Source organism: Streptomyces sp. NBC_01235 (assembly GCF_035989285.1).
GTDB lineage: Bacteria > Actinomycetota > Actinomycetes > Streptomycetales > Streptomycetaceae > Streptomyces.
Window position 1 is genome coordinate 4,888,917 of record NZ_CP108513.1, and the last position, 17,845, is coordinate 4,906,761.

General features: G+C 70.9%; 17 protein-coding genes and 1 pseudogene. 9 read left to right on the forward strand and 9 right to left on the reverse strand.

All coding sequences use genetic code 11. From position 1 onward, the window contains the following. Positions 1-32: 32 nt before the first annotated feature. Positions 33-515, forward strand: a complete 483-nt coding sequence (locus tag OG289_RS21565) for a GNAT family N-acetyltransferase (protein WP_327315668.1) — start codon at positions 33-35, stop codon at positions 513-515. Positions 516-553: 38 nt separating this feature from the next. Here OG289_RS21565 and OG289_RS21570 read toward each other — a convergent pair. Beyond that, positions 554-1,186, reverse strand: a pseudogene (locus OG289_RS21570) (response regulator); the annotation flags it as partial. 11 nt (positions 1,187-1,197) lie between these two features. Beyond that, positions 1,198-2,508 carry a sensor histidine kinase gene (locus OG289_RS21575; protein WP_327320761.1) on the reverse strand — a complete coding sequence of 437 codons (1,311 nt, stop codon included), beginning with the start codon at positions 2,506-2,508 and terminating at the stop codon, positions 1,198-1,200. Positions 2,509-2,740: 232 nt separating this feature from the next. Here OG289_RS21575 and OG289_RS21580 point away from each other — a divergent pair, with 232 nt between their 5' ends. Both OG289_RS21580 and OG289_RS21585 read left to right on the forward strand, forming a co-directional pair. Continuing rightward, the gene (locus OG289_RS21580; protein WP_327315669.1) at positions 2,741-3,508 is read left to right on the forward strand and encodes an ABC transporter ATP-binding protein; all 768 of its coding nucleotides are present in this window, start codon (positions 2,741-2,743) and stop codon (positions 3,506-3,508) included. Beyond that, positions 3,502-5,964 (forward strand): ABC transporter permease, encoded by a 2,463-nt coding sequence (locus OG289_RS21585; protein ID WP_327315670.1) that lies wholly within the window; start codon positions 3,502-3,504, stop codon positions 5,962-5,964. Before OG289_RS21580 ends, OG289_RS21585 begins: the two co-directional genes overlap by 7 nt. Before the next feature lie 620 nt (positions 5,965-6,584). Here the strand turns inward: OG289_RS21585 and OG289_RS21590 are convergent. Then, positions 6,585-6,935 (reverse strand): hypothetical protein, encoded by a 351-nt coding sequence (locus OG289_RS21590; RefSeq protein WP_327315671.1) that lies wholly within the window; start codon positions 6,933-6,935, stop codon positions 6,585-6,587. A 192-nt stretch (positions 6,936-7,127) separates the two neighbouring features. On the opposite strand from OG289_RS21590, the gene OG289_RS21595 reads away from it, so the two are divergent. Further along, positions 7,128-7,394, forward strand: coding sequence for a DUF6959 family protein (locus OG289_RS21595; RefSeq protein ID WP_327315672.1), 267 nt, complete (start codon positions 7,128-7,130; stop codon positions 7,392-7,394). 545 nt (positions 7,395-7,939) lie between these two features. Further along, complete coding sequence (locus OG289_RS21600; protein ID WP_327315673.1) at positions 7,940-9,016, forward strand: NAD(P)/FAD-dependent oxidoreductase; 1,077 nt, start codon at positions 7,940-7,942, stop codon at positions 9,014-9,016. A 43-nt stretch (positions 9,017-9,059) separates the two neighbouring features. Here the strand turns inward: OG289_RS21600 and OG289_RS21605 are convergent, their stop codons facing one another. After that, positions 9,060-9,629, reverse strand: a complete 570-nt coding sequence (locus tag OG289_RS21605; protein WP_327315674.1) for a helix-turn-helix domain-containing protein — start codon at positions 9,627-9,629, stop codon at positions 9,060-9,062. A 141-nt stretch (positions 9,630-9,770) separates the two neighbouring features. Between OG289_RS21605 and OG289_RS21610 the strand changes: the two genes are divergently transcribed. After that, positions 9,771-10,844: an alkene reductase gene (locus tag OG289_RS21610; protein WP_327315675.1), complete on the forward strand. Its 1,074-nt coding sequence runs from the start codon at positions 9,771-9,773 to the stop codon at positions 10,842-10,844. A gap of 415 nt (positions 10,845-11,259) precedes the next feature. Here OG289_RS21610 and OG289_RS21615 read toward each other — a convergent pair whose 3' ends face one another. The 5 genes from OG289_RS21615 to OG289_RS21635 form a co-directional block, all read right to left on the reverse strand. Then, positions 11,260-11,586, reverse strand: a complete 327-nt coding sequence (locus OG289_RS21615) for a GNAT family N-acetyltransferase (RefSeq protein WP_327315677.1) — start codon at positions 11,584-11,586, stop codon at positions 11,260-11,262. Continuing rightward, positions 11,583-12,113, reverse strand: coding sequence for a carboxymuconolactone decarboxylase family protein (locus OG289_RS21620; RefSeq protein WP_327315678.1), 531 nt, complete (start codon positions 12,111-12,113; stop codon positions 11,583-11,585). The genes OG289_RS21615 and OG289_RS21620 overlap by 4 nt, the downstream gene beginning before the upstream one ends. After that, positions 12,110-13,063: a pirin family protein gene (locus OG289_RS21625; protein ID WP_327315679.1), complete on the reverse strand. Its 954-nt coding sequence runs from the start codon at positions 13,061-13,063 to the stop codon at positions 12,110-12,112. Before OG289_RS21625 ends, OG289_RS21620 begins: the two co-directional genes overlap by 4 nt. A gap of 397 nt (positions 13,064-13,460) precedes the next feature. Then, positions 13,461-14,081 (reverse strand): NAD(P)H:quinone oxidoreductase, encoded by a 621-nt coding sequence (wrbA, locus tag OG289_RS21630; RefSeq protein WP_327315680.1) that lies wholly within the window; start codon positions 14,079-14,081, stop codon positions 13,461-13,463. A 500-nt stretch (positions 14,082-14,581) separates the two neighbouring features. After that, positions 14,582-14,719 (reverse strand): hypothetical protein, encoded by a 138-nt coding sequence (locus OG289_RS21635; RefSeq protein WP_327315681.1) that lies wholly within the window; start codon positions 14,717-14,719, stop codon positions 14,582-14,584. Positions 14,720-15,069: 350 nt separating this feature from the next. Here OG289_RS21635 and OG289_RS21640 point away from each other — a divergent pair, with 350 nt between their 5' ends. The 3 genes from OG289_RS21640 (at position 15,070) to OG289_RS21650 (ending at position 17,827) form a co-directional block, all read left to right on the forward strand. Then, positions 15,070-16,380, forward strand: a complete 1,311-nt coding sequence (locus tag OG289_RS21640) for a helix-turn-helix domain-containing protein (protein ID WP_327315682.1) — start codon at positions 15,070-15,072, stop codon at positions 16,378-16,380. Positions 16,381-16,396: 16 nt separating this feature from the next. Then, positions 16,397-16,711: a hypothetical protein gene (locus OG289_RS21645; RefSeq protein WP_327315683.1), complete on the forward strand. Its 315-nt coding sequence runs from the start codon at positions 16,397-16,399 to the stop codon at positions 16,709-16,711. A 255-nt stretch (positions 16,712-16,966) separates the two neighbouring features. Beyond that, the gene (locus OG289_RS21650) at positions 16,967-17,827 is read left to right on the forward strand and encodes a helix-turn-helix domain-containing protein (protein ID WP_327315684.1); all 861 of its coding nucleotides are present in this window, start codon (positions 16,967-16,969) and stop codon (positions 17,825-17,827) included. The last annotated feature ends 18 nt before the right edge of the window (positions 17,828-17,845 follow it).

Genomic DNA, 17,845 nt, shown 5'->3' on the forward strand with positions numbered 1-17,845 from the left:
CCATGAGTATGCATAGAACTACTGTGAGTGGCATGAACATACGCAGCGTCCCCTTCGACCACCCTGACGCCGTCAAGCTCAACGACGAGGTCCAGGCCGAGTACCACGAGCGCTACGGCGACGGCGGCGACGCCACGGTCCTGGAGCCGTCCGACTTCCTTCCGCCCCGCGGGGTGTACCTCATCGCGTACGACGAGCTGGACCGGCCCGTGGCCACGGGTGGCTGGCGCAGCCAGGACAGCAACGGCGAGGGCAACGAGGACGGGGACGCCGAGCTCAAGCGGATGTTCGTGATCCGGGAGATGCGCGGCCTGGGACTGGCCCGGCGCATGCTCACCGCCCTGGAGGACGACGCGCGGGCGGCCGGGCGGGTCCGCATGGTCCTGGAGACCGGTACCGAGCAGCCGGAGGCCATCGCCCTGTACACATCCAGCGGGTACGAGCCGTGCACGAAGTTCGGCTACTACCGCGAGTACGAGTCGAGCCGCTGCTTCGCCAAGCCGCTCAACCCGTAAGCCCCAAGGCCGGTGAGCCGGTGGGCCGGTGGGCCGGTTCAGCTCCTGAGGTACGCGAGCACCGCCAGGACCCGGCGGTGGGTGTCGTCCGCCGGAGGCAGGTCCAGCTTGGCGAGGATGCTGCCGATGTGTTTGCCGACGGCCGCCTCCGACACCACCAGCCGGCGCGCTATCGCGCCGTTGGACCTCCCCTCCGCCACCAGCTCCAGCACCTCCCGCTCCCGCGGGGTGAGCCGGGCCAGCGGGTCGCGGCGCCGGCGCAGCAGCTGCCGTACGACCTCCGGGTCGACGACCGTGCCGCCGGCCGCGACCTCGAGCAGCGCGTCCACGAACTCCTCCACCTGGCCGACCCGGTCCTTGAGCAGGTAGCCGACGCCGGTGCCGTCCCCGGAGTCGAGGAGTTCGGCGGCGTACGCGCGCTGGACGTACTGGCTGAGCACGAGCACCGGCAGTCCGGGCCGCTCCGCGCGCAGCCGGACCGCCGCCCGCAGCCCCTCGTCCTGGAAGGCGGGCGGCATGCGGACGTCGGTGACCACGATGTCGGGCGCGTGCTCGGCGACCGCCGTCAGCAGGGCCTGCGCGTCGCCGACCGCCGACACGACCTGGTGCCCGAAGCGGGTGAGGAGGGTCGTCAGGCCGTCGCGCAGCAGCACGCCGTCCTCGGCGAGGACTACGCGGAGCGCTAGGTCGCTTCCGTCGCTTCCGTCGCTTCCGTCAACTCGCTCGGCTCGCTCGGCTCGCTCGGCTCGCAAGGGATCTCCACACGCAGCAGGGTCGGTCCGCCCGGCGGGCTGGTCAGGGTCAGTCTTCCATCGAGCGCCGACACCCGGTCGGCGAGACCGGTGAGGCCGGTGCCACGCGCCGGATCGGCGCCGCCACGGCCGTCGTCCCGCAGCTCCAGGACCAGCCGCCCGTGACGGTGCTCCGCCGTGATCCGGGCCCGCCGCGCCCCACTGTGCCGGGCCACGTTGGCCAGCGCCTCGCGGACCACGAAGTAGGCGGCGGCCTCCACGGCCTGCGGGAGCCGGGGGGCGGGCCGGGCGAACTCCACGTCCACGGGGACGGGCGAGCGGTCGGCGGCGTCGGCGACGGCCGCCTCCAGACCGTAGTCGGCGAGCACCTTGGGGTGGATGCCGTGGATCAGCTCGCGCAGTTCCGCGAGGGCCGCGCCCGCCTCCTCGTGGGCGCGGGCGAGCTGCTCGGCGAGGGGGCCGCCGGGCGGGGCATCGAGCCGGGCCAGACCGAGGGTCATGGCGAGGGCGACCAGCCGTTGCTGAGCGCCGTCGTGCAGGTCGCGTTCGATACGGCGGCGCTCGGCCTCGAAGGCGTCGACCAACCGCGCGCGGGAGCGGGTCAGTTCGACGACCCTGGCCTCCGGGTCGCCGCCGCGCGGCGCGACGAGGAGACGGGTCAGCGCGGCCCGGGCGCCCGCCGCGACCCCGACGGCGTACGCGCCCGCGGCCAGCAGCAGCACGCCCAGCGCGGCGGCGCCGAGGGCGGCCGGCCAGCCGGTCACCGTCCACGCCTTGAGCACCTTCGTCTCCCGGCCCTCGCCGACCGTCGCCAGCAGCACCGGGGTCGCGATCGTCGCCAGGGGGAGGAACAGGGCGACGGTGAGCAGGAGCGCCTCGGCCGGCCAGAGGAGGCAGGCGGCGAGGAGGGTGTGGCCAAGTTCGCGCCAGGTGGCCCGTTCGGTCAGGCGGGTGGTGAGCCAGCTGCGAAGACCGGGCGCGGGGGGCTCGACGTGCGTGCCGGGCGCGTCGTCCGCGTCGACCAGCCGCAGCCGCCGCCGCTCCAGGGCAGCCACGGGCAGCCCGGCGAACGCGACGAGAGCGAGCAGCGGCAGCCCGACCAGGACGACCGCGAGGACACCGCCCACCGCCACCAGCGCGACCAGCCCCACGAGGACGACGACCCCGGTGACCGCCCCGGTCAGCAGATAGGCGGCCGCCCGCCAGGGCCACGGCGACAGCAGGTAGTAGGGGCGGGCCAGGGCCTGCCACACGGTCACGGACGCCGGCACGGACAGGGACGCGGGCTGGGACGCGGGCTGGGACAGGGACGCGGGCACGGTCGCGGGTCGGGGATGCATGCGGATCACCGTAGAAGGGGCGCCACGCCGGAACCATCGGCCTGGACGGAGGACTGGGGGTCTGCCTGGCCCTACCCCAAGTCTCGCCCCTGCCCGACCGACCGGGCAGGGGTGCGCACGGTTTCGTTGGGCCATGACCACACACGCCGTCCAACTGACGTCCCTGAGCAGGCGATACGGTGCTGCGGGCACCGGGGTGACCGCGCTCGACGACGTCACTCTCTCCCTCCCCCGCGGCTCCTTCACGGCCGTCATGGGGCCGTCCGGCTCGGGCAAGTCGACGCTGCTTCAGTGTGCCGCCGGGCTCGACCGGCCGACCTCGGGGTCGGTGCGGATCGGCGGGAGCGAGCTGACCGGGCTGAGCGAGCGGCGGCTGACGCTGCTGCGCCGGGAGCGGATCGGCTTCGTCTTCCAGGCGTTCAACCTGCTGCCCGCCCTCACCGCCGAGCAGAACGTCGCCCTCCCGCTGCGGCTGGTCGGCCGCCGCCCGCCGAAGGCGCGGGTCCGCGAGGCCCTGCAACAGGTCGGACTCGCCGACCACGCCGGTCACCGGCCCACCCAGCTCTCCGGCGGCCAGCAGCAACGCGTCGCCCTGGCCCGCGCGTTGATCACCCGCCCGGAGGTCCTGTTCGGCGACGAGCCGACCGGCGCGCTGGACTCCACCACCGGCCGCGAGGTCCTGACCCTGCTGCGCTCCATGGTCGATGAGTCCGGCCAGACGGTCGTCATGGTCACCCACGACCCGCTCGCCGCCTCCTACGCGGACCGCGTGATCTTCCTGGTCGACGGCCGCGTCCACGGCGAACTGGCCGGCGCGGACGCGGGCGGGTCCGCGGAGGCGATCGCCGCCCGGATGGCCGGGTTGGAGACCGGCCGACAGGTGGCGAGCACCTCGTGCTGAGCATCGCGCTGCGCACACTGCGCACCCGGTGGGCCGCCTTCGTCGGCAGTTTCGTCGCCCTCGCGCTCGGCGTCGCCCTGCTCACCGTGATGGGACAGGCGCTGGCCGCGTCGCAGAAGGCGCCCCTGCGCGCCCCCGAGCGGTTCGCGGCGGCGCCGGTGGTGGTCAGGGGCCAGGACACCCTGCGCGTCCCGACCCCGAACGGCGAGCAGTCGACGGTCCTGGCGAGGCCGCGCCCGGTCCCCGCCAGGACCGTCGCCGCCCTGCGCGCACTCGGCCCGGTCACCGAGGACCGCGCCTTCCCCGTCAGCGCGCAGGACGCGCCCGACGACCTGGTCGGCCACCCCTGGTCGACGGCACGCTTCGCTCCGTACGAACTGAGAGCGGGCCGGGCCCCCGAGGCGACCGGTGAGGTCGTGACGTCCGGCGACTGGGCACCCGTGGGCACCGAACTCCGCACCACGGACGGCCCGTTGCGGGTCGTCGGAACGGCACGCGGACTCGGCTTCGAGAACGCCGTGTTCTACACGGACGCACAGGCCACCCAACTCGCCCCGCAATCAACACAGTTGGTTGTGGAGGCGGACGTGACGGCTGTCCGGGCAGCGATCGCGGACGACGTCGGCAACGGCAACGGCAACGGCAACGGCGTACGCGTCCTCACCGGAGACGCCCGCCGCCTGGCCGACGCGGACCCCGGCCGGGACGCCGAGGCCCTGACCGCGCTGAACGCCCTGTTCGGCACCGCAGGCGGCGTGACCGCCTTCGTGTCCGTCTTCGTCGTGGCCTCCACCTTCGCCTTCGCCGTCGACCGGCGGCGCCGCGAGTTCGGGCTGCTGCGCACCGCCGGCGCCACCCCGGGCCAGATCCGGCGGGCGGTCCTGACAGAGGCGCTGCTGGTCGGCACACTCGCCTCGGCGACGGGCTGCGCACTGGGCGCGTACACCGCCCCGCTCCTGGCCGACCTGGTGGTCGACGGCGGACTCGCGCCGGCCTGGTACGCGATCGGCGGCCGCGACGCCGAGGTCTGGCCGTACCACCTGGCCTTCTGGACGGGCCTGCTGGTCGCCCTGTGCGGTGCGGTCGCCGCGTCCTGGCGGGCCGGGCGGACCGCCCCGGCGCAGGCGCTGCGCGAGGCCTCGGTCGACGGGCGCGCGCTGACCCGGGGAAGACGCCTGTGCGGGACGGCGCTGCTGCTCACGGCCGTCGCGACCCTGGCGTACGCGCTGGTGGCCGACCCTGGCGACCTGCTGCATCGCAAGACGTACATCAGCCGTCCGATGCTGCTCATCACGGCGGTGGCGCTGCTCTCGCCCGCGCTGGTGCGCCCGCTGATGCCCCGACTCCCGGGCGTCGTCGGCCTGTTGACGCGGGCGAACGCGGTCGCCGGGGCCCGCCGTACGGCCGCCGTCGCCGCGCCCGTCCTGGTCACGGTGGCGCTCGCGGGCTCCCTGCTGGGCGCGACGGCCACGCTGAACGAGGCACGGGCGGCGGAGGTGCGGCAGCAGACGGCCGCCGACTTCGTGGTGACGCCCCAGGCCGGAACGACCGTGCGGGCGGCGGCCGTCGAGCGGCTGCGACAGGTCCCGGGCACGGTGGTGTCCGCCTCCGCCGCCACCGCCGTGTACACGCTGGAGGACGGTGTGGCGCTGGTGAAGTCCGAGGCACGGGCAGCCGACCCGAAGTTGCTCGCCGAGACCGCACGGCTGCCGGTGACGGCCGGCCGGCTCGCCGACCTCGACGACGGGTCGATCGTCGTGACCGAGGAATGGGCCCGGCACCGGGTGGGGCAGCGGGTGCGGGTGTGGCTCGGGGACGGTACGGCGAAGACCCTCCGGATCGCCGCCGTCCTGGCGACCGGCACGGGAGACAACGGCGCGTACGTCACCCCGGCCAACGCGGGCGGCCCGGCCGACACGGGCGGCACCGGCGTCGACCGGGTGGACGTGCGGGTGCGGGCCGGGGCCGACGCGGCGACGGTCGCGGCGGGACTGCGGGCCGTGGACGGGGTGCGGGTGATGAGCAAGGCCCAGTGGGTGCGGGCGAGTTACCCGGAGACGAACCGGACGACCCGGCTCGGCATGCTGCTGGTCCTGGGCATTGCGCTCCTCTACACGGGCATCTCGCTCGCCAACACCCTGGTCATGGCGGCCGCCGAACGCGGACGCGACCTGACGGCCCTGCGGCTGGCCGGCGCGACGGGCGGACAGGTGCTGCGGCTGGTCGCCACGGAGGCGCTGACCGTCGTCGCGGTGGGCGGTCTGCTGGGCCTGCTGGTGACGGCCGCCAACCTGGCCGGCCTGACCGGCGCCCTCCACCTGCTCTCGGCCCCGGCCCCCCTCACCCTGCCCTGGCCGGCACTCGGCTGGACGACGGCGGCGTGCGCCCTGCTCGCCCTGACCGCCACCCTGGCATCGACGGCGACAGTGGCCCTACGACCACCTGCCAGAACCTGACCCCCGGACACGAACACGACAGAGCCCCCGTCAGTCTCCCGACGGGGGCTCTGTGCTGCGTGGACCTGAGGGGATTCGAACCCCTGGCCCCCTCGATGCGAACTACGGGCGGGGAGGTCGTTGGGGTCTCCCCACCTGGTCAACGGGAAGCTACCGGCTCGGGACGGTCGCCTGCGGTCGCCACGGTTGCTGTACTTCGCTGCTGTACTGCAACGCCTCCGGAGTCCGTCGTCTAGCCGCCGTCTGACGATCCATGGCGGGGAGCACTCCAGAGGCCCAGACGTTGGAGACGGCGCTGCCTGTAGCGCTCTCCCAAGGCCGTCAACCCGAAGACAGTCCCTATAGCTGCGCCGAAGCCTCCCGCGATCAACACCTCACCCGACGATCCATGATCCCCGAGTGTGGCCGCCGCGCCGAGGATCGCGATCGGTACCCCGGTGCATACACCGATGCCGATTGGATGGCGAGCGGAGAAGCGCTGGGATCGAGTCGGCGGCTGCTGTCCGCCGAGCATCCGATCTATGGACCAGAAGGCGCGCTTGAGCTTGTCTTGGAGGGCGGGCACGGTGCGGAGTCTAGGGTCGGCTCAAAGACTCAGCCAAGCATCTGAGCAGCGGGGCCTAAGTCTCTGGGGTTGCAGTACTGCGCTGCCGTGCAGCTCGCTTCGCTGCCGTGTTCCGGGCGTGAGCTTCGCGTCGTAGCCGGCGTTCGTAGTCGGCGATCTGGCGGGCCACGGGGACGCAGGTAGCAGTGCGGATCAACCGCTCGTTTTCACGATCCACCAAGAAAGGACCGTTGCCTCCCAACCGAGGGCGCTGTCCGCTGCGGCCATCACGGGGCACTCCCCAGTAGAAGATCCACCCGAACGGCAAGGCCTCTACGCGCAAGATCTGAAGGTCGTACTCGATGCAGCCGCGCATGCCTTCGATCTCGGCAAGCACCAGTCGGCGCGCGTCCTCTTCAGTCAGCATCGCCCGATGATGACATGCTCCCTCCACAGGCCGGGACGTCTCGCACGCGTCGCGTACCACCGCTTTAGGAGTTCGATCGAGCGGCTCTCATGGGGACCTCGCAGTCCTACCGACATGGCGTGTGTGATCGCTCAAGGCCGCCTGTGTCCACGGTCGTTGATGTCAGCTGGTGATGTCAGGTTGGATGGTCCGATGAAGCGCATTGAGGCCGAGCTGTTCACAGATGGCGGCAACGACGCAGTGGTTCGCATGCCCGGCAGGCGGTTCCCCGGGGTCCTGGTGCAGGGCGACTCCCTTCACATTCTCCGCAGCGCCGTGGCCGAGGTGGTGGAGGCGTGCGAGCGAGGCGACCTGGAGGAAGCTCAGGACTGCGCCGGCCTTCTTCTGGCGGACCTGGATGCTCTGTTGATGCGGTACGAGGCTGCTTTGGGCGAGCACGAGATTCCGCGGCCGTACTGAGCTGTCGGGCCATCAGCTTGGGAAGCGACGGCGCTTGCGCGGCTGCATGGCTGCTGACCTGTGTGGATTGCGCGCGTCGGCGTCGGCGGGTGGGCCTGTTCGCACCGCTGTTGACCGTGGTTGCCCGCTCTTACGGGCACGCTGGGGCACGGCTTCGAAGAACGGCGGCCAGAAAGTGTGCGCGACTGGGCTCTGCGCTTGCTCGGCTGGTTCGGATGCCCGGCTCGGGAAGCCTTTGCGGGTGCACAGCCCTTCTGGCGAAGTGCGCCCGTGTTATCGGGATCGACTGTCGCGCTTCCTCCGGACAGTCGGCGCTCGAGCCTGGTCCGCGGCAACTGCTTCACCGTGACCCAGATCTTCACCTCCGTTCTCGCCGGACCGTGCCTGAAACCACCCGCGCACGCGCGCCGCAGTACCCAAGCATGGGCGTCCCGGGTCGGTGTCGGCCCGGCTCGCCCGGCTGCCGCCGATCCTGCACCGCGCACGGGCTTGCCGGATCGGCAAGAGAAATGGCGGTCTCGGCGGGCGTGGCGCACGGTGCGCCCATGACTGCACAGATTGCTTCTGAGGAACTGGACGTCCTGGTGGTGGGGGGAGGTGCCGCCGGGCTGTCGGGGGCGCTGACTCTGGCGCGTGCCCGTCGCTCCGTACTGGTCGTCGATTCAGGTGAACCGCGCAACGCGCCTGCCGCGGCGGCGCACGGTCTGCTGACCCGGGATGGCACTCCGCCGCTTGAGCTGTTGCGCCTCGGCCGGGAGGAGGTTGCACGCTACGGGGGGCAGTTCGTGTCCGACCGGGCGGTGTCCGCCCGGCGCGTGGAGGGCGGCTTCGTCGTGGAGGCCGGGAGCGGTCGCAGCTTCCAGGCGCGGCGTCTGCTGGTGACGACGGGCCTGGTGGATGAGCTGCCGGAGATACCTGGTCTGCGGGAGCGGTGGGGGCGCGATGTGCTGCACTGCCCGTACTGCCATGGCTGGGAGGTGCGGGACAGGCCGATCGGGGTGCTCGGTGGCAGCCCGATGTCCGTGCACCAGGCGCTGCTGTTTCGGCAGTGGTCGCCGGAGGTGACGTTGTTCCTGCACACCGGCGAGGACTTGGCCGAGGAGCAGTGGGAGCGTCTGGCGGCGCGTGGGATCACGGTGATCGACGGTGAGGTGACCGGTCTGGTCGTGGACGACGAGGACCGTCTGGCCGGGGTCCGGCTGGCCTCGGGCCGGCAGGTGCCGGTGGAGTCGATGGCGGTCGCGACGCGGTTGGTGGCGCGCAGCGAGCTGCTGTCCAGCCTCGGTCTGGGCTCGGTGGAGCACCCCATGGGGGTGGGAATGCACGTGCCGTCGGACGCGAGTGGGCTGACCGAGGTGGCCGGGGTGTGGGTGGCGGGCAACGTCACCGATTTGATGGCCACTGTCCCGGTCGCGCAGGCGGCCGGGCAGCAGGCCGCTGCGGCGATCAACATGGATCTGGTGAACGCGGACACCGACGCTGCGGTGGCCCGCCGCAGGGCAGCTGCCTCCGGGGGCGTGTTCGGTCCGGTCGGTGAGGCCGAGGTCTGCGCGCGGGTCCTGGGCGAGAGCCGTCACGGTCTCGACTCGCTGCTGCGGTCCGAGGACCCCGCACGGCCGTAGCGGTGGACCATCCGGTCCTGGGTCCTGGCGCGGGCTGCTGGGATCAGCTGGGGCGGGCGCGCAAATGGGCGCGCTCGCCCTGCTGTCCGAAGATGACGAGGAGTTCCACCGGCTGGTCGTCCTCGGGACCGAGCCAGTGCGGGAGGTGGGTGTCGAACTCCGCCACCTCGCCGGGGGCCAGGACGAGGGAGCGGTCGCCGAGGAGGAGGCGCAGGCGGCCGTTGAGGACGTAGACCCACTCATAGCCCTCGTGGGTCTTCAGGTCGGGCTCGCCGACGCTGGGGCGGACGACGAGTTTATGGGCGTGCAGGCCTCCGGCGCGGCGGGTGAGCGGCACGTATGTCACGCCGCCGCGGGTCACGGGGCGCAGGTGCACGCGGGGGTCGCCGGTTTGCGGAGCGCCGACGAGTTCGTCCAGGGGCACGCCGTAGGCGTGGGCGAGCGGGAGCAGCAGCTCCAGGTTGGGTTTGCGTCCACCGCTTTCCAGCCGGGAGAGCGTGCTCTCCGAGATGCCGGTGGTCTCGGCCAGGGCGGCCAGGGTGATGCCGCGCTTGCGGCGCAGTTCGCGCAGGCGGGGGCCCACAGCCGCGAGCACGTCGTTCAGCTCGTCCATCCCCCCATCTTGCTGAACCAGCATGATTCCTTGCAAACGGGGCGGGTGGGGTCGCACTCTCCTGGCCTCACCCGGTCGCACGAATCGACCGCACCACGGCATCGGTGCGGCGCAGCACCACCCCACAAGGAGAGACCTTCCATGCCAGACCTGTTCGAGCCGATGACCGTCGGCAAGTGGACGCTGAACAACCGCATCGTCATGGCACCCATGACACGCAACCGGGCCACCGCCGACGGCGTACCGACGGACATCATGGCGACGTACTACGCACAGCGGGCCACCGCGGGCCTGATCATCACCGAGGGCGTTCAGCCCAGCGCGGCAGGCCAGGGCTACCTGAACTCCCCCGGCCTGCACACCTTCCAGCAGATCGAAGGATGGTCCAGGGTCGCCGACGCCGTACACAGCCGAGGCGGCCACATCGTCGCCCAGCTTATGCACGCCGGGCGCATCGGACACCCGGACAACAAGCACGGAGCGGAAACCGTAGCCCCCAGCGCCCTCGCCTTCCCCGGCGACATTTTCACCCCCAACGGACCTCAGCCCCACCCCACGCCCCGCGCTTTGCGAACCGATGAAATCCCATCCGTCGTACAGGAGTTCGCACTGGCGGCCCGGGCGGCCGTCGACGCGGGCCTCGACGGCGTCGAACTGCACGCCGCCAACGGCTACCTGCCCCACCAGTTCCTCGCCCCCACCACCAACCAGCGCACCGACGCCTACGGCGGCACCGCCCGGGCTCGCGCCCGATTCGTCATCGAGGTCGTCAAGGCCCTCGCCGAGACGATCGGCAGCGAACGAGTCGGCATCCGGATCTCTCCCGGGATCAACCTCCACGGAGCCCTGGAGAACGACCCGGCCGAGACCGCCGCCACCTACCAGGCGCTGATCGACGCCCTCGCACCGATGGGACTGGCCTATCTGCACACCATCGGAGACCCGACCAGTCCGCTCCTGAAGGACCTCACCGCCCGCTTCGGCGGCCCGCGCATCGTCAGCAACGGCTGGGACCCGGTCACGGACGCCACAATCGCCCGCGGCCTCGTCGAAACCGGTCAGGCCGACCTCGTCACCGTCGGCAGAGCCTTCATCGCCAACCCCGACCTGGTACGGCGCTGGCAGGACAACGCCCCCCTCAACCAGCCCGACGCCACCACGTTCTACGGCGGGGACCACCGCGGCTACACCGACTACCCCGCCCTCGAAGGCTGAAGCCCCACAGGCTTCGGCGCGACGCCCGAGAGAGCGGGATCGCACCGCTGTTGACCGTGGTTGACCGGTCTTACGGGCACGCTATGGGCACGCCGCCCGATCGGAGTCGCCGGGAGGCCCCTCTCCGTGGCTGACGAGTTGCCGAGCCCTGGAAGCGAGCTCTGGAGGAACGGCGCCATTGCAGGAGCACAGGGAAGAGGGTTCAGCGGCGGCCGAACGAGGGCGGTTGGCGGTGGGCGCACCTGAGCCGCCGGCCCTCTGCCGTCGGACTCGCCGGCCGCACCCTGCGTCGAACGCCGGCTTGATCCCCGGGTGGGTCACCTCGGCAGAACGACTGACACTGCCGCGGCAACGATCGTGAGGGCGGTCAGCGCGACCATCACCGTCCTTGCAGCGGGCGACCGTTTCCCCTCCATCACGCCGTCTCTGTGTGAGGGAGCCCGAAGTAGTCCCGGTGCTCCTCGGGGACGAGGTCCAGGTATGCGTCGGGGTTCTGGGCGATGACCTTGCGCATGTAGGGGCAGAACGGCAGGACGGCCAATCCGCGGCGGCGGACATCATCGAGTGCGTCGGTGACCAGTTGCCGGGCCATGCCTCGGCCGGCGAACTCCGGGAGGGTCTCGGTGTGGGTGAACGCGACCCTGCCTTCAGTGAGTTTGTAGGCCGAGAACCCTGCCAGGCGGCCGTCGTCGTGGATTTCGTAGCGGTTCTCGGCGGGGTTGTCGCGGGTGCTGGTGGTCATGCCGTGTTCTCCTGCGTGGTTTTCGCCCGGGATGTGCGTGGTGCTGCAGTCGCTTGAGGCGGGATGGGGTGACGGCTGACGATCGACAGCCGGTTGAAGGCGTTCATGGTGATGGCGCCCCAGGCCACGGCGGAGATCTGCTCCGGCGTCAGATGCCTGGCTGCTTCGGCGTAGTCCTGGTCCTGGATGCGGGCGTCCGGGAGTGTCGTGACAGATTCGGCGAGGGCGAGTGCGGCCCGCTCCTGGTCGGTGAACAGGTCGGTGTGGCGCCAGGCGGACAGGACGGCGATGCGCTGGGTGGTCTCGCCTTGGCGCAGGGCGGTACGCACGTGCACGTCCAGGCAGTAGGCGCAGCCGGTGAGCTGGGAGACCCGGATGTTGACCAGCTCGACCAGAGTCCGGTCGAGCCCGGCCGCGCGAGCGGTCTCACGTACTGCCTGCGCGGTCTCGCCCAGAGCCCGGTACGCCTGCGGACTCTGCTTGTCGATCCATACCCGGGTGCTGGTGCTGGTACTGGGCGTGCTCATCGGTCCCCCGGAGCCTGCTGCCAGTAGGGCGCCTTGGCCGGGATGAGGGGAAGGGAGGATTCCACACGTCCGAAGCGGTCGTCCTGGCGGGCCCAGGAGGCGTAGGCGGCGTCGATCTCCTCGCGGCTGCGGCCGACGAAGTTCCACCACATGATGACGGGTTCGGGGAAGGGCTCGCCGCCCAGGAGCATGACCCGGGTGGGTTTCCGGACATCCAGGAGGAGTTCGTCTCGTCCTTCGCCGAGGTAGCCGAGGCGCCCTGGATGCAGGGGCCGGCTGTTGACGGCCACGGCGCCCTGAAGGACGACGAGCGCATACTCCCAGTCGGGGCGCAGCGGCACCGTGGCCGGTGCGTGCAGGTTCAGCTCGATGCCGACGAGTGGGGTGTCGTGGCGGGCCGGGCTGCTCAGGCTGCCGAAGTCGCCGACCAGGACGGTCGCGGCGCCGGCGCCGCCGTCGACGTCGGTCTGCGGCAGCTCCGCATGGTGCTCGAAGGCTGCTGCGCCGTGCCGGGTGCTCTCCGGAAGGGCGATCCACATCTGGATGCCTTCCAGGGTGCCGCGGTAGTGGCCGGTCGCCTCCTCCGCGTGGGAGACGGCGTGACCGGAGGTCATCAGGTTGAGCTGACCGGGCTTGATGACCTGTTCGGAGCCGAGGCTGTCGCGGTGCAGGACCTGGCCGTCGGTCAGCCAGGTGACGGTCTGCAGGCCGATGTGGGGGTGCGGGCCGACGTCCAGGCCGCTGTTCTCGGTGACGTCGGCCGGTCCCATGTGGTCGGCGAAGCACCAGGCGCCCACCGTTCGGCGGCCCCGGCGTGGCAGGGCCCGGCGCACGCGCACCGCGCCGACCGTCGCCTCATGGCTGTCGCTCACCTCCAGGCAGGGCGGGGCGGGGCGGCCGGTGTCGGCCTGATCGGCAGACGCGTCGGCCGTGGTGACCGGTCCGCTCATCACGAGACCTCTTTCTTCGTGCCTTTCCCGGCACGTCAGGATTGGGCCGGCTGTGGCTGCGTGGCACCTTGGGGGGGATCCCACTCGCGTGCGCCGGTGCAGACACGTGGGCGGAGGCAGTGGTGAGCACGGCGCCCGGTGCCCGCTCAGGCGTGAACCCGGGAATGTGGTCCCTTGGGGACGTCTGGCGGTTCGCTGGCCGGCAGCCGGATGCCGCCGGCGGGCTTCGGCGGATGTGGGCGGGACGGGACGAGCCAGGGCCGTTGGCTGCCGCCGTGGCCCTCCCTGCACCGGGTTGCCGGGCGGGGCGCTTGTGCTTGCCGTGACGGCCGTCGGCCGCACTCCCCTGTGCGGCCGGCGGACCGGATCTCGGGGCACTTCCGGAGAAGCGGCCGGCTCAGGCGGCGGCGAGGCCGACCTTGAGGCCAGAAGCGATCTTTACGACGCGCTCGGCCTGGACGCGGGCGGCGTTGAGGGTGGTGTCGTCGACCGGGTTGTTGCCCTGGGCGTCGACGTGAGAGGTGCCGTACGGGTTGCCGTCGGCGAACTTGGCGGGGTCGGTGTAGCCGGGGGCCACGACGATGCCGCCGAAGTGGTGGACGGAGTTGTACAGCGCGAGGAGGGTGGATTCCTGCCCGCCGTGGGCGGTGGCGGTGGAGGTGAAGCCGCTGTACACCTTGTCGGCCAGCTTGCCCTGGGCCCACAGGCCGCCGAGGGTGTCGATGAACTGCTTGAGCTGCGAGGCGACGTTGCCGAAGCGGGTGGGGGACCCGAAGATCACCGCGTCGGCCCACTCCATGTCGTCGGGGGTCACAACGGAGATGTCGGCGGTGGCGGCGGCGTTGGCGGCCCAGGCGGCGTTGGAGTCGATCGCGGCCTGCGGGGCCAGCTCGGCGGCCTTGCGCAGGCGGACCTCGGCGCCGGCCTTCTCCGCGGCCTCGGCGATCTCCTTTGCGATCGTGGCGACCGTGCCGGTGGCGGAGTAGTAGATGACGGCGAGCTTGACGGGGGTACTCACAGCTGCGGTCTCCGTTCGATTGGTGCCTTGTGTGCGGTTTCGGTTGAAGATGCCCATGACGGCTTTCGTTCCAGTACGGACACGGCCGAGGTCTTGGATGAGGCGACACGCGAGATGGTCGAGGTCGAGGTGGCGGTGCTCCGTACCGATCGGCACGGCTTGGCACGTCCGTTTGAGGAAAGCGGCGATCATCCGCGCCCTTTGCCGAATCCAGAAGCAGCCCTGAATTGCAGCCGAATCTAGAAGGATCCGTTCCGCACGTGTTGACGGAGAGCGCACCTTTTCTTGTCCCCCACCGACTGGCTGACGAGATCAGCCCATCCGGTCCCGGCTCGGCGTACGACTCCCATCACAGTCCGGGTTTCGGCCTCGCCCCTGGTGTCGCCCGGCACGCGTCGCCCGTTCGTCCCTTTCGGCTCGGCGAGGCGGATCCTGATCCGCCTCGCCGCGTCGACACCCCGCCAGGTCAGCGGGAACGGCGTTGCCGGGTCTGTGGGTTGTCAGGCCATGGCGATGGCCGCGTGCATTTCCCACATCAGCACCTCGGCGCCGTCGGAGGCCGTCGTCCCGGTGACAGAGCCCCTCGGCTGCACACCGACGACCCTGCGGCTGCACACGTCACTCCGCCGTGTCGGCATGACGCGGGCTCTTGAGCGGGAACCGGGCGCCGGCCCCTCTTCGACCCCACTACGCAGCAGGTTGCGGTGCCGCCGAGCGAAGCACGTCTCGCGAGCGTGCGAGTAGCGCAGTGACGTGCGCTGGCGATCAGCAATTTCTAACAGGGCGGTCAGCCCCCGCTGGTCCTCATCGGGTGAGCTCGTTCCCCCCGCGCCGGTTTGGCGAGGAGCCGTTGCGGCAGCAGCGACCATGAGGTTACTTCGCGGTTCGGGTGTGGCTGTGGTGAACGTCCCGCCCTGCACGGCGGGGCGCACTTGTGTAAAATCTTCACCAAGGCCGGAACTGCCCCGCGCACGGTGGTTTCTCTCGCGTGACAGCCGGAAGCTGCGGGTCAATTCCGGTATCGGCAATGGCGATTCCTTTGGTGCAGAAGCCGGAAAGAGAACACCGTTCTCGGCGCTGGCAGGGAAAGGGTCATCCGACGTATGCCCGGCCTTTGGGTGACAGGGAACTCGCCGACAAAGTAGCTTTCCGTTCCCGGGGGGTGGCGATCGGCGAACCGCCGCACGTGGTGACCGGTCGCTCCGCACTGTCGCCGCGCCGCGGCATGTCCGACGGAGTCGCCATGACCGTCCACATATCCACGGAGTCAGTACCGGTCCGCGACCGTGCCGCCTTCTTCGCCGACGCGCTGGCGCAGGCATACCTCCGCAATGCCATCACCATTCCGGAAGGGCCGAGGCCGTTCTCGGCATCCCTCACCAGCGACCGGCTCGGCCCGCTCCAGGTGTCCAATCTGCTCGCCGAGCCGTACCAGGTCAGCCGCACCCGGAGAATGATCTCGCACGATCCTGACGAATACGTCTTCATCGGCCTGCAACGCAGGGGAGCGTCCGCGTTCTTGCAGGACGGCCGGGACGCCATCTCCCTGCGGCCGGGCGATTTCACCCTTTTCGCCACCAGCATTCCTGTTACGGCGCAGTACGGCGAATCTCTGGAGATCGCGACGTTCGTGCTGCCGAGGCGCGCCCTGGCGGTGCCGGATTCCGATCTGTACCGCATCACGGGATCGGTCGTCCGGGGGGACGAGGGACTGGGCAGGCTGATGTCGTCCTTCCTGTCACGGATTGTCGACACCGCGGACTCGTACACTCCCGAAGCCGGCGAGGAGGTCGCACGCAACGCGACCGCCCTCTTCGCCACCCTCACGGCCGAACGGCTCGGGCACGACAGGTTCGACGTCGACGCAGCCCAGCGCGTGCTGCATCTGCGGGTCCGGTCCTTCATCAACCGGCACCTGGCCGATCCCGGTCTGTCGGCCGAGTCGATCGCCCGGGCACACCACGTCTCCACGCGGCATGTGCAGAGGCTCTTCCAGAGGCAGGGCACCACAGTGGGCCGGTGGATACTGCGCCGCAGGCTTGAGGAATGCCACCGCGAGCTGGGGCGAAGTGGCCCTCGTGTGCCTGCGGTGGGTGAGGTGGCACGGCGCTGGGGGTTCACCAGTGCGGCCCACTTCAGCCACGCTTTCCGGGCGGCCTACGGGGTGTCGCCCCGTGAGTGGCGCGCGATCAGCCACTCCGGCGATTTCCCGGGACGGCGGCAGGAGGCGCCGCCACCTGGCCGGGCACAGTCAGAGCCAGGCGTTCCACGCCCCTCCAGGGGAGGACAGCAAGCCTGAGGTCGACGAGGAGTCGGTGACCGTGCAGGGTGGGCCCACCGGATCGGTCACGGCCCGTATCGTCCGCCCAGCCGGCGCGACGGTCACCCTGCCGGTGGTCATCTGCCTCCACGGCGCCGGCCGGCTGTTCGGCACCGCTGCTTCGAGCCCGCGGCCCCTCCGGAAAGCCGATGGCGTGGAGGCGATTCGCTTGCATCACGACGTCGGCGAAGAGGCCCGGGCCCCCGTGGACACATGGACGGCCATGGTGACTCCACAGGGGCTTGCTGTGGCGCGATTGGTGCGCATCGCTCTGCGTTTCCGGGCCGCCGATGGCCTCGGCGAACGCTGAATGGGTTCTTTGCTTTGCGTCATCTTTACGCAGCCGACCGAGTGTGCGTCGCTCGTTCCGGGTCGGTCGGCCCGGCTCCTGCGCCCAGTGATGACGTGCGGAGGGTGTCACCCTTCCCGGCCGGGAATCCCTGGCTCACATGGTGGAACACCCCTTTTTTCGGGCTGCGATATCACGTATCACGCTTCTTAGGGCAAGGAAGGGGCGGCGTGAGTCATAAGACCTGAGGTGTCCCGCACGGGAGGACGGAATCAGATGTCCATGATCAACATTTTTGCCGAGGGCGCCTCCCGCCACGTCGGGTACGTGGAGATTTTCACGGTGGACGGCACCGCCGACCGGCGGATGGACGGCGCGGGTGACATCCAGCGCGGCGAGTCAGGGTTCGTGGTCGCCCTGCAGCACCGGGGGGCGGGGGCGATCACCCAAGGCAACCGGGAGGTCGCCCTGACGGCGGGAGACTTCGTGATCTTCGAGGCGGCCCGTCCGTTCGACGTGCGCTCCGAAGGGCGGCTCGTGTGCTTCGTCGTGCCACGTCATGCCCTGGGACTGAGCGACCCCGACCTGCGGCGCCTGACGGGTGCGACCGTCCGCGGCGACCAGGGGCTGGGCGCGCTGGTGTCGTCCTTCCTTTCCGAACTCGCCGCTGGAGGAGCGGACTGGGAGCCCGAGGTCGGCGAGCGGCTCGCGGGCAAGGCCATGGACCTCCTTGCCGGCCTGGTCGCCGAGCAGCTTCCGCACCATCAGGGCGGCGACACCGAAGGCGCCCGCCCTGCGCTGCTCGGACGGATCAAGTCCTTCATCCTGGAGAATATCGCCGACCCGGACCTGACACCGGAATCGATCGCCCGCGCCCACCACCTCTCTGTGCGCTATCTGCACAAGCTCTTCCAGGACGAGGAACTGACCGTCGGTCGGCTCATCCAACGGTGCCGTCTGGAGAAGTGCCGTGACGAACTCGGCCGCGGCGGGCCATCCGGTCCCGGCGTGTCAGCGATCGCACAGCGCTGGGGCTTCTCCCATCCCGCCCAGTTCACCCGGGCTTTCCGGGCGGCTTACGGCATGTCCCCCAGCTCATGGCGGGCGGCGGCCCACGACGCCGATGCGACGGGCTGATTCCGCGCCGCAAACCGG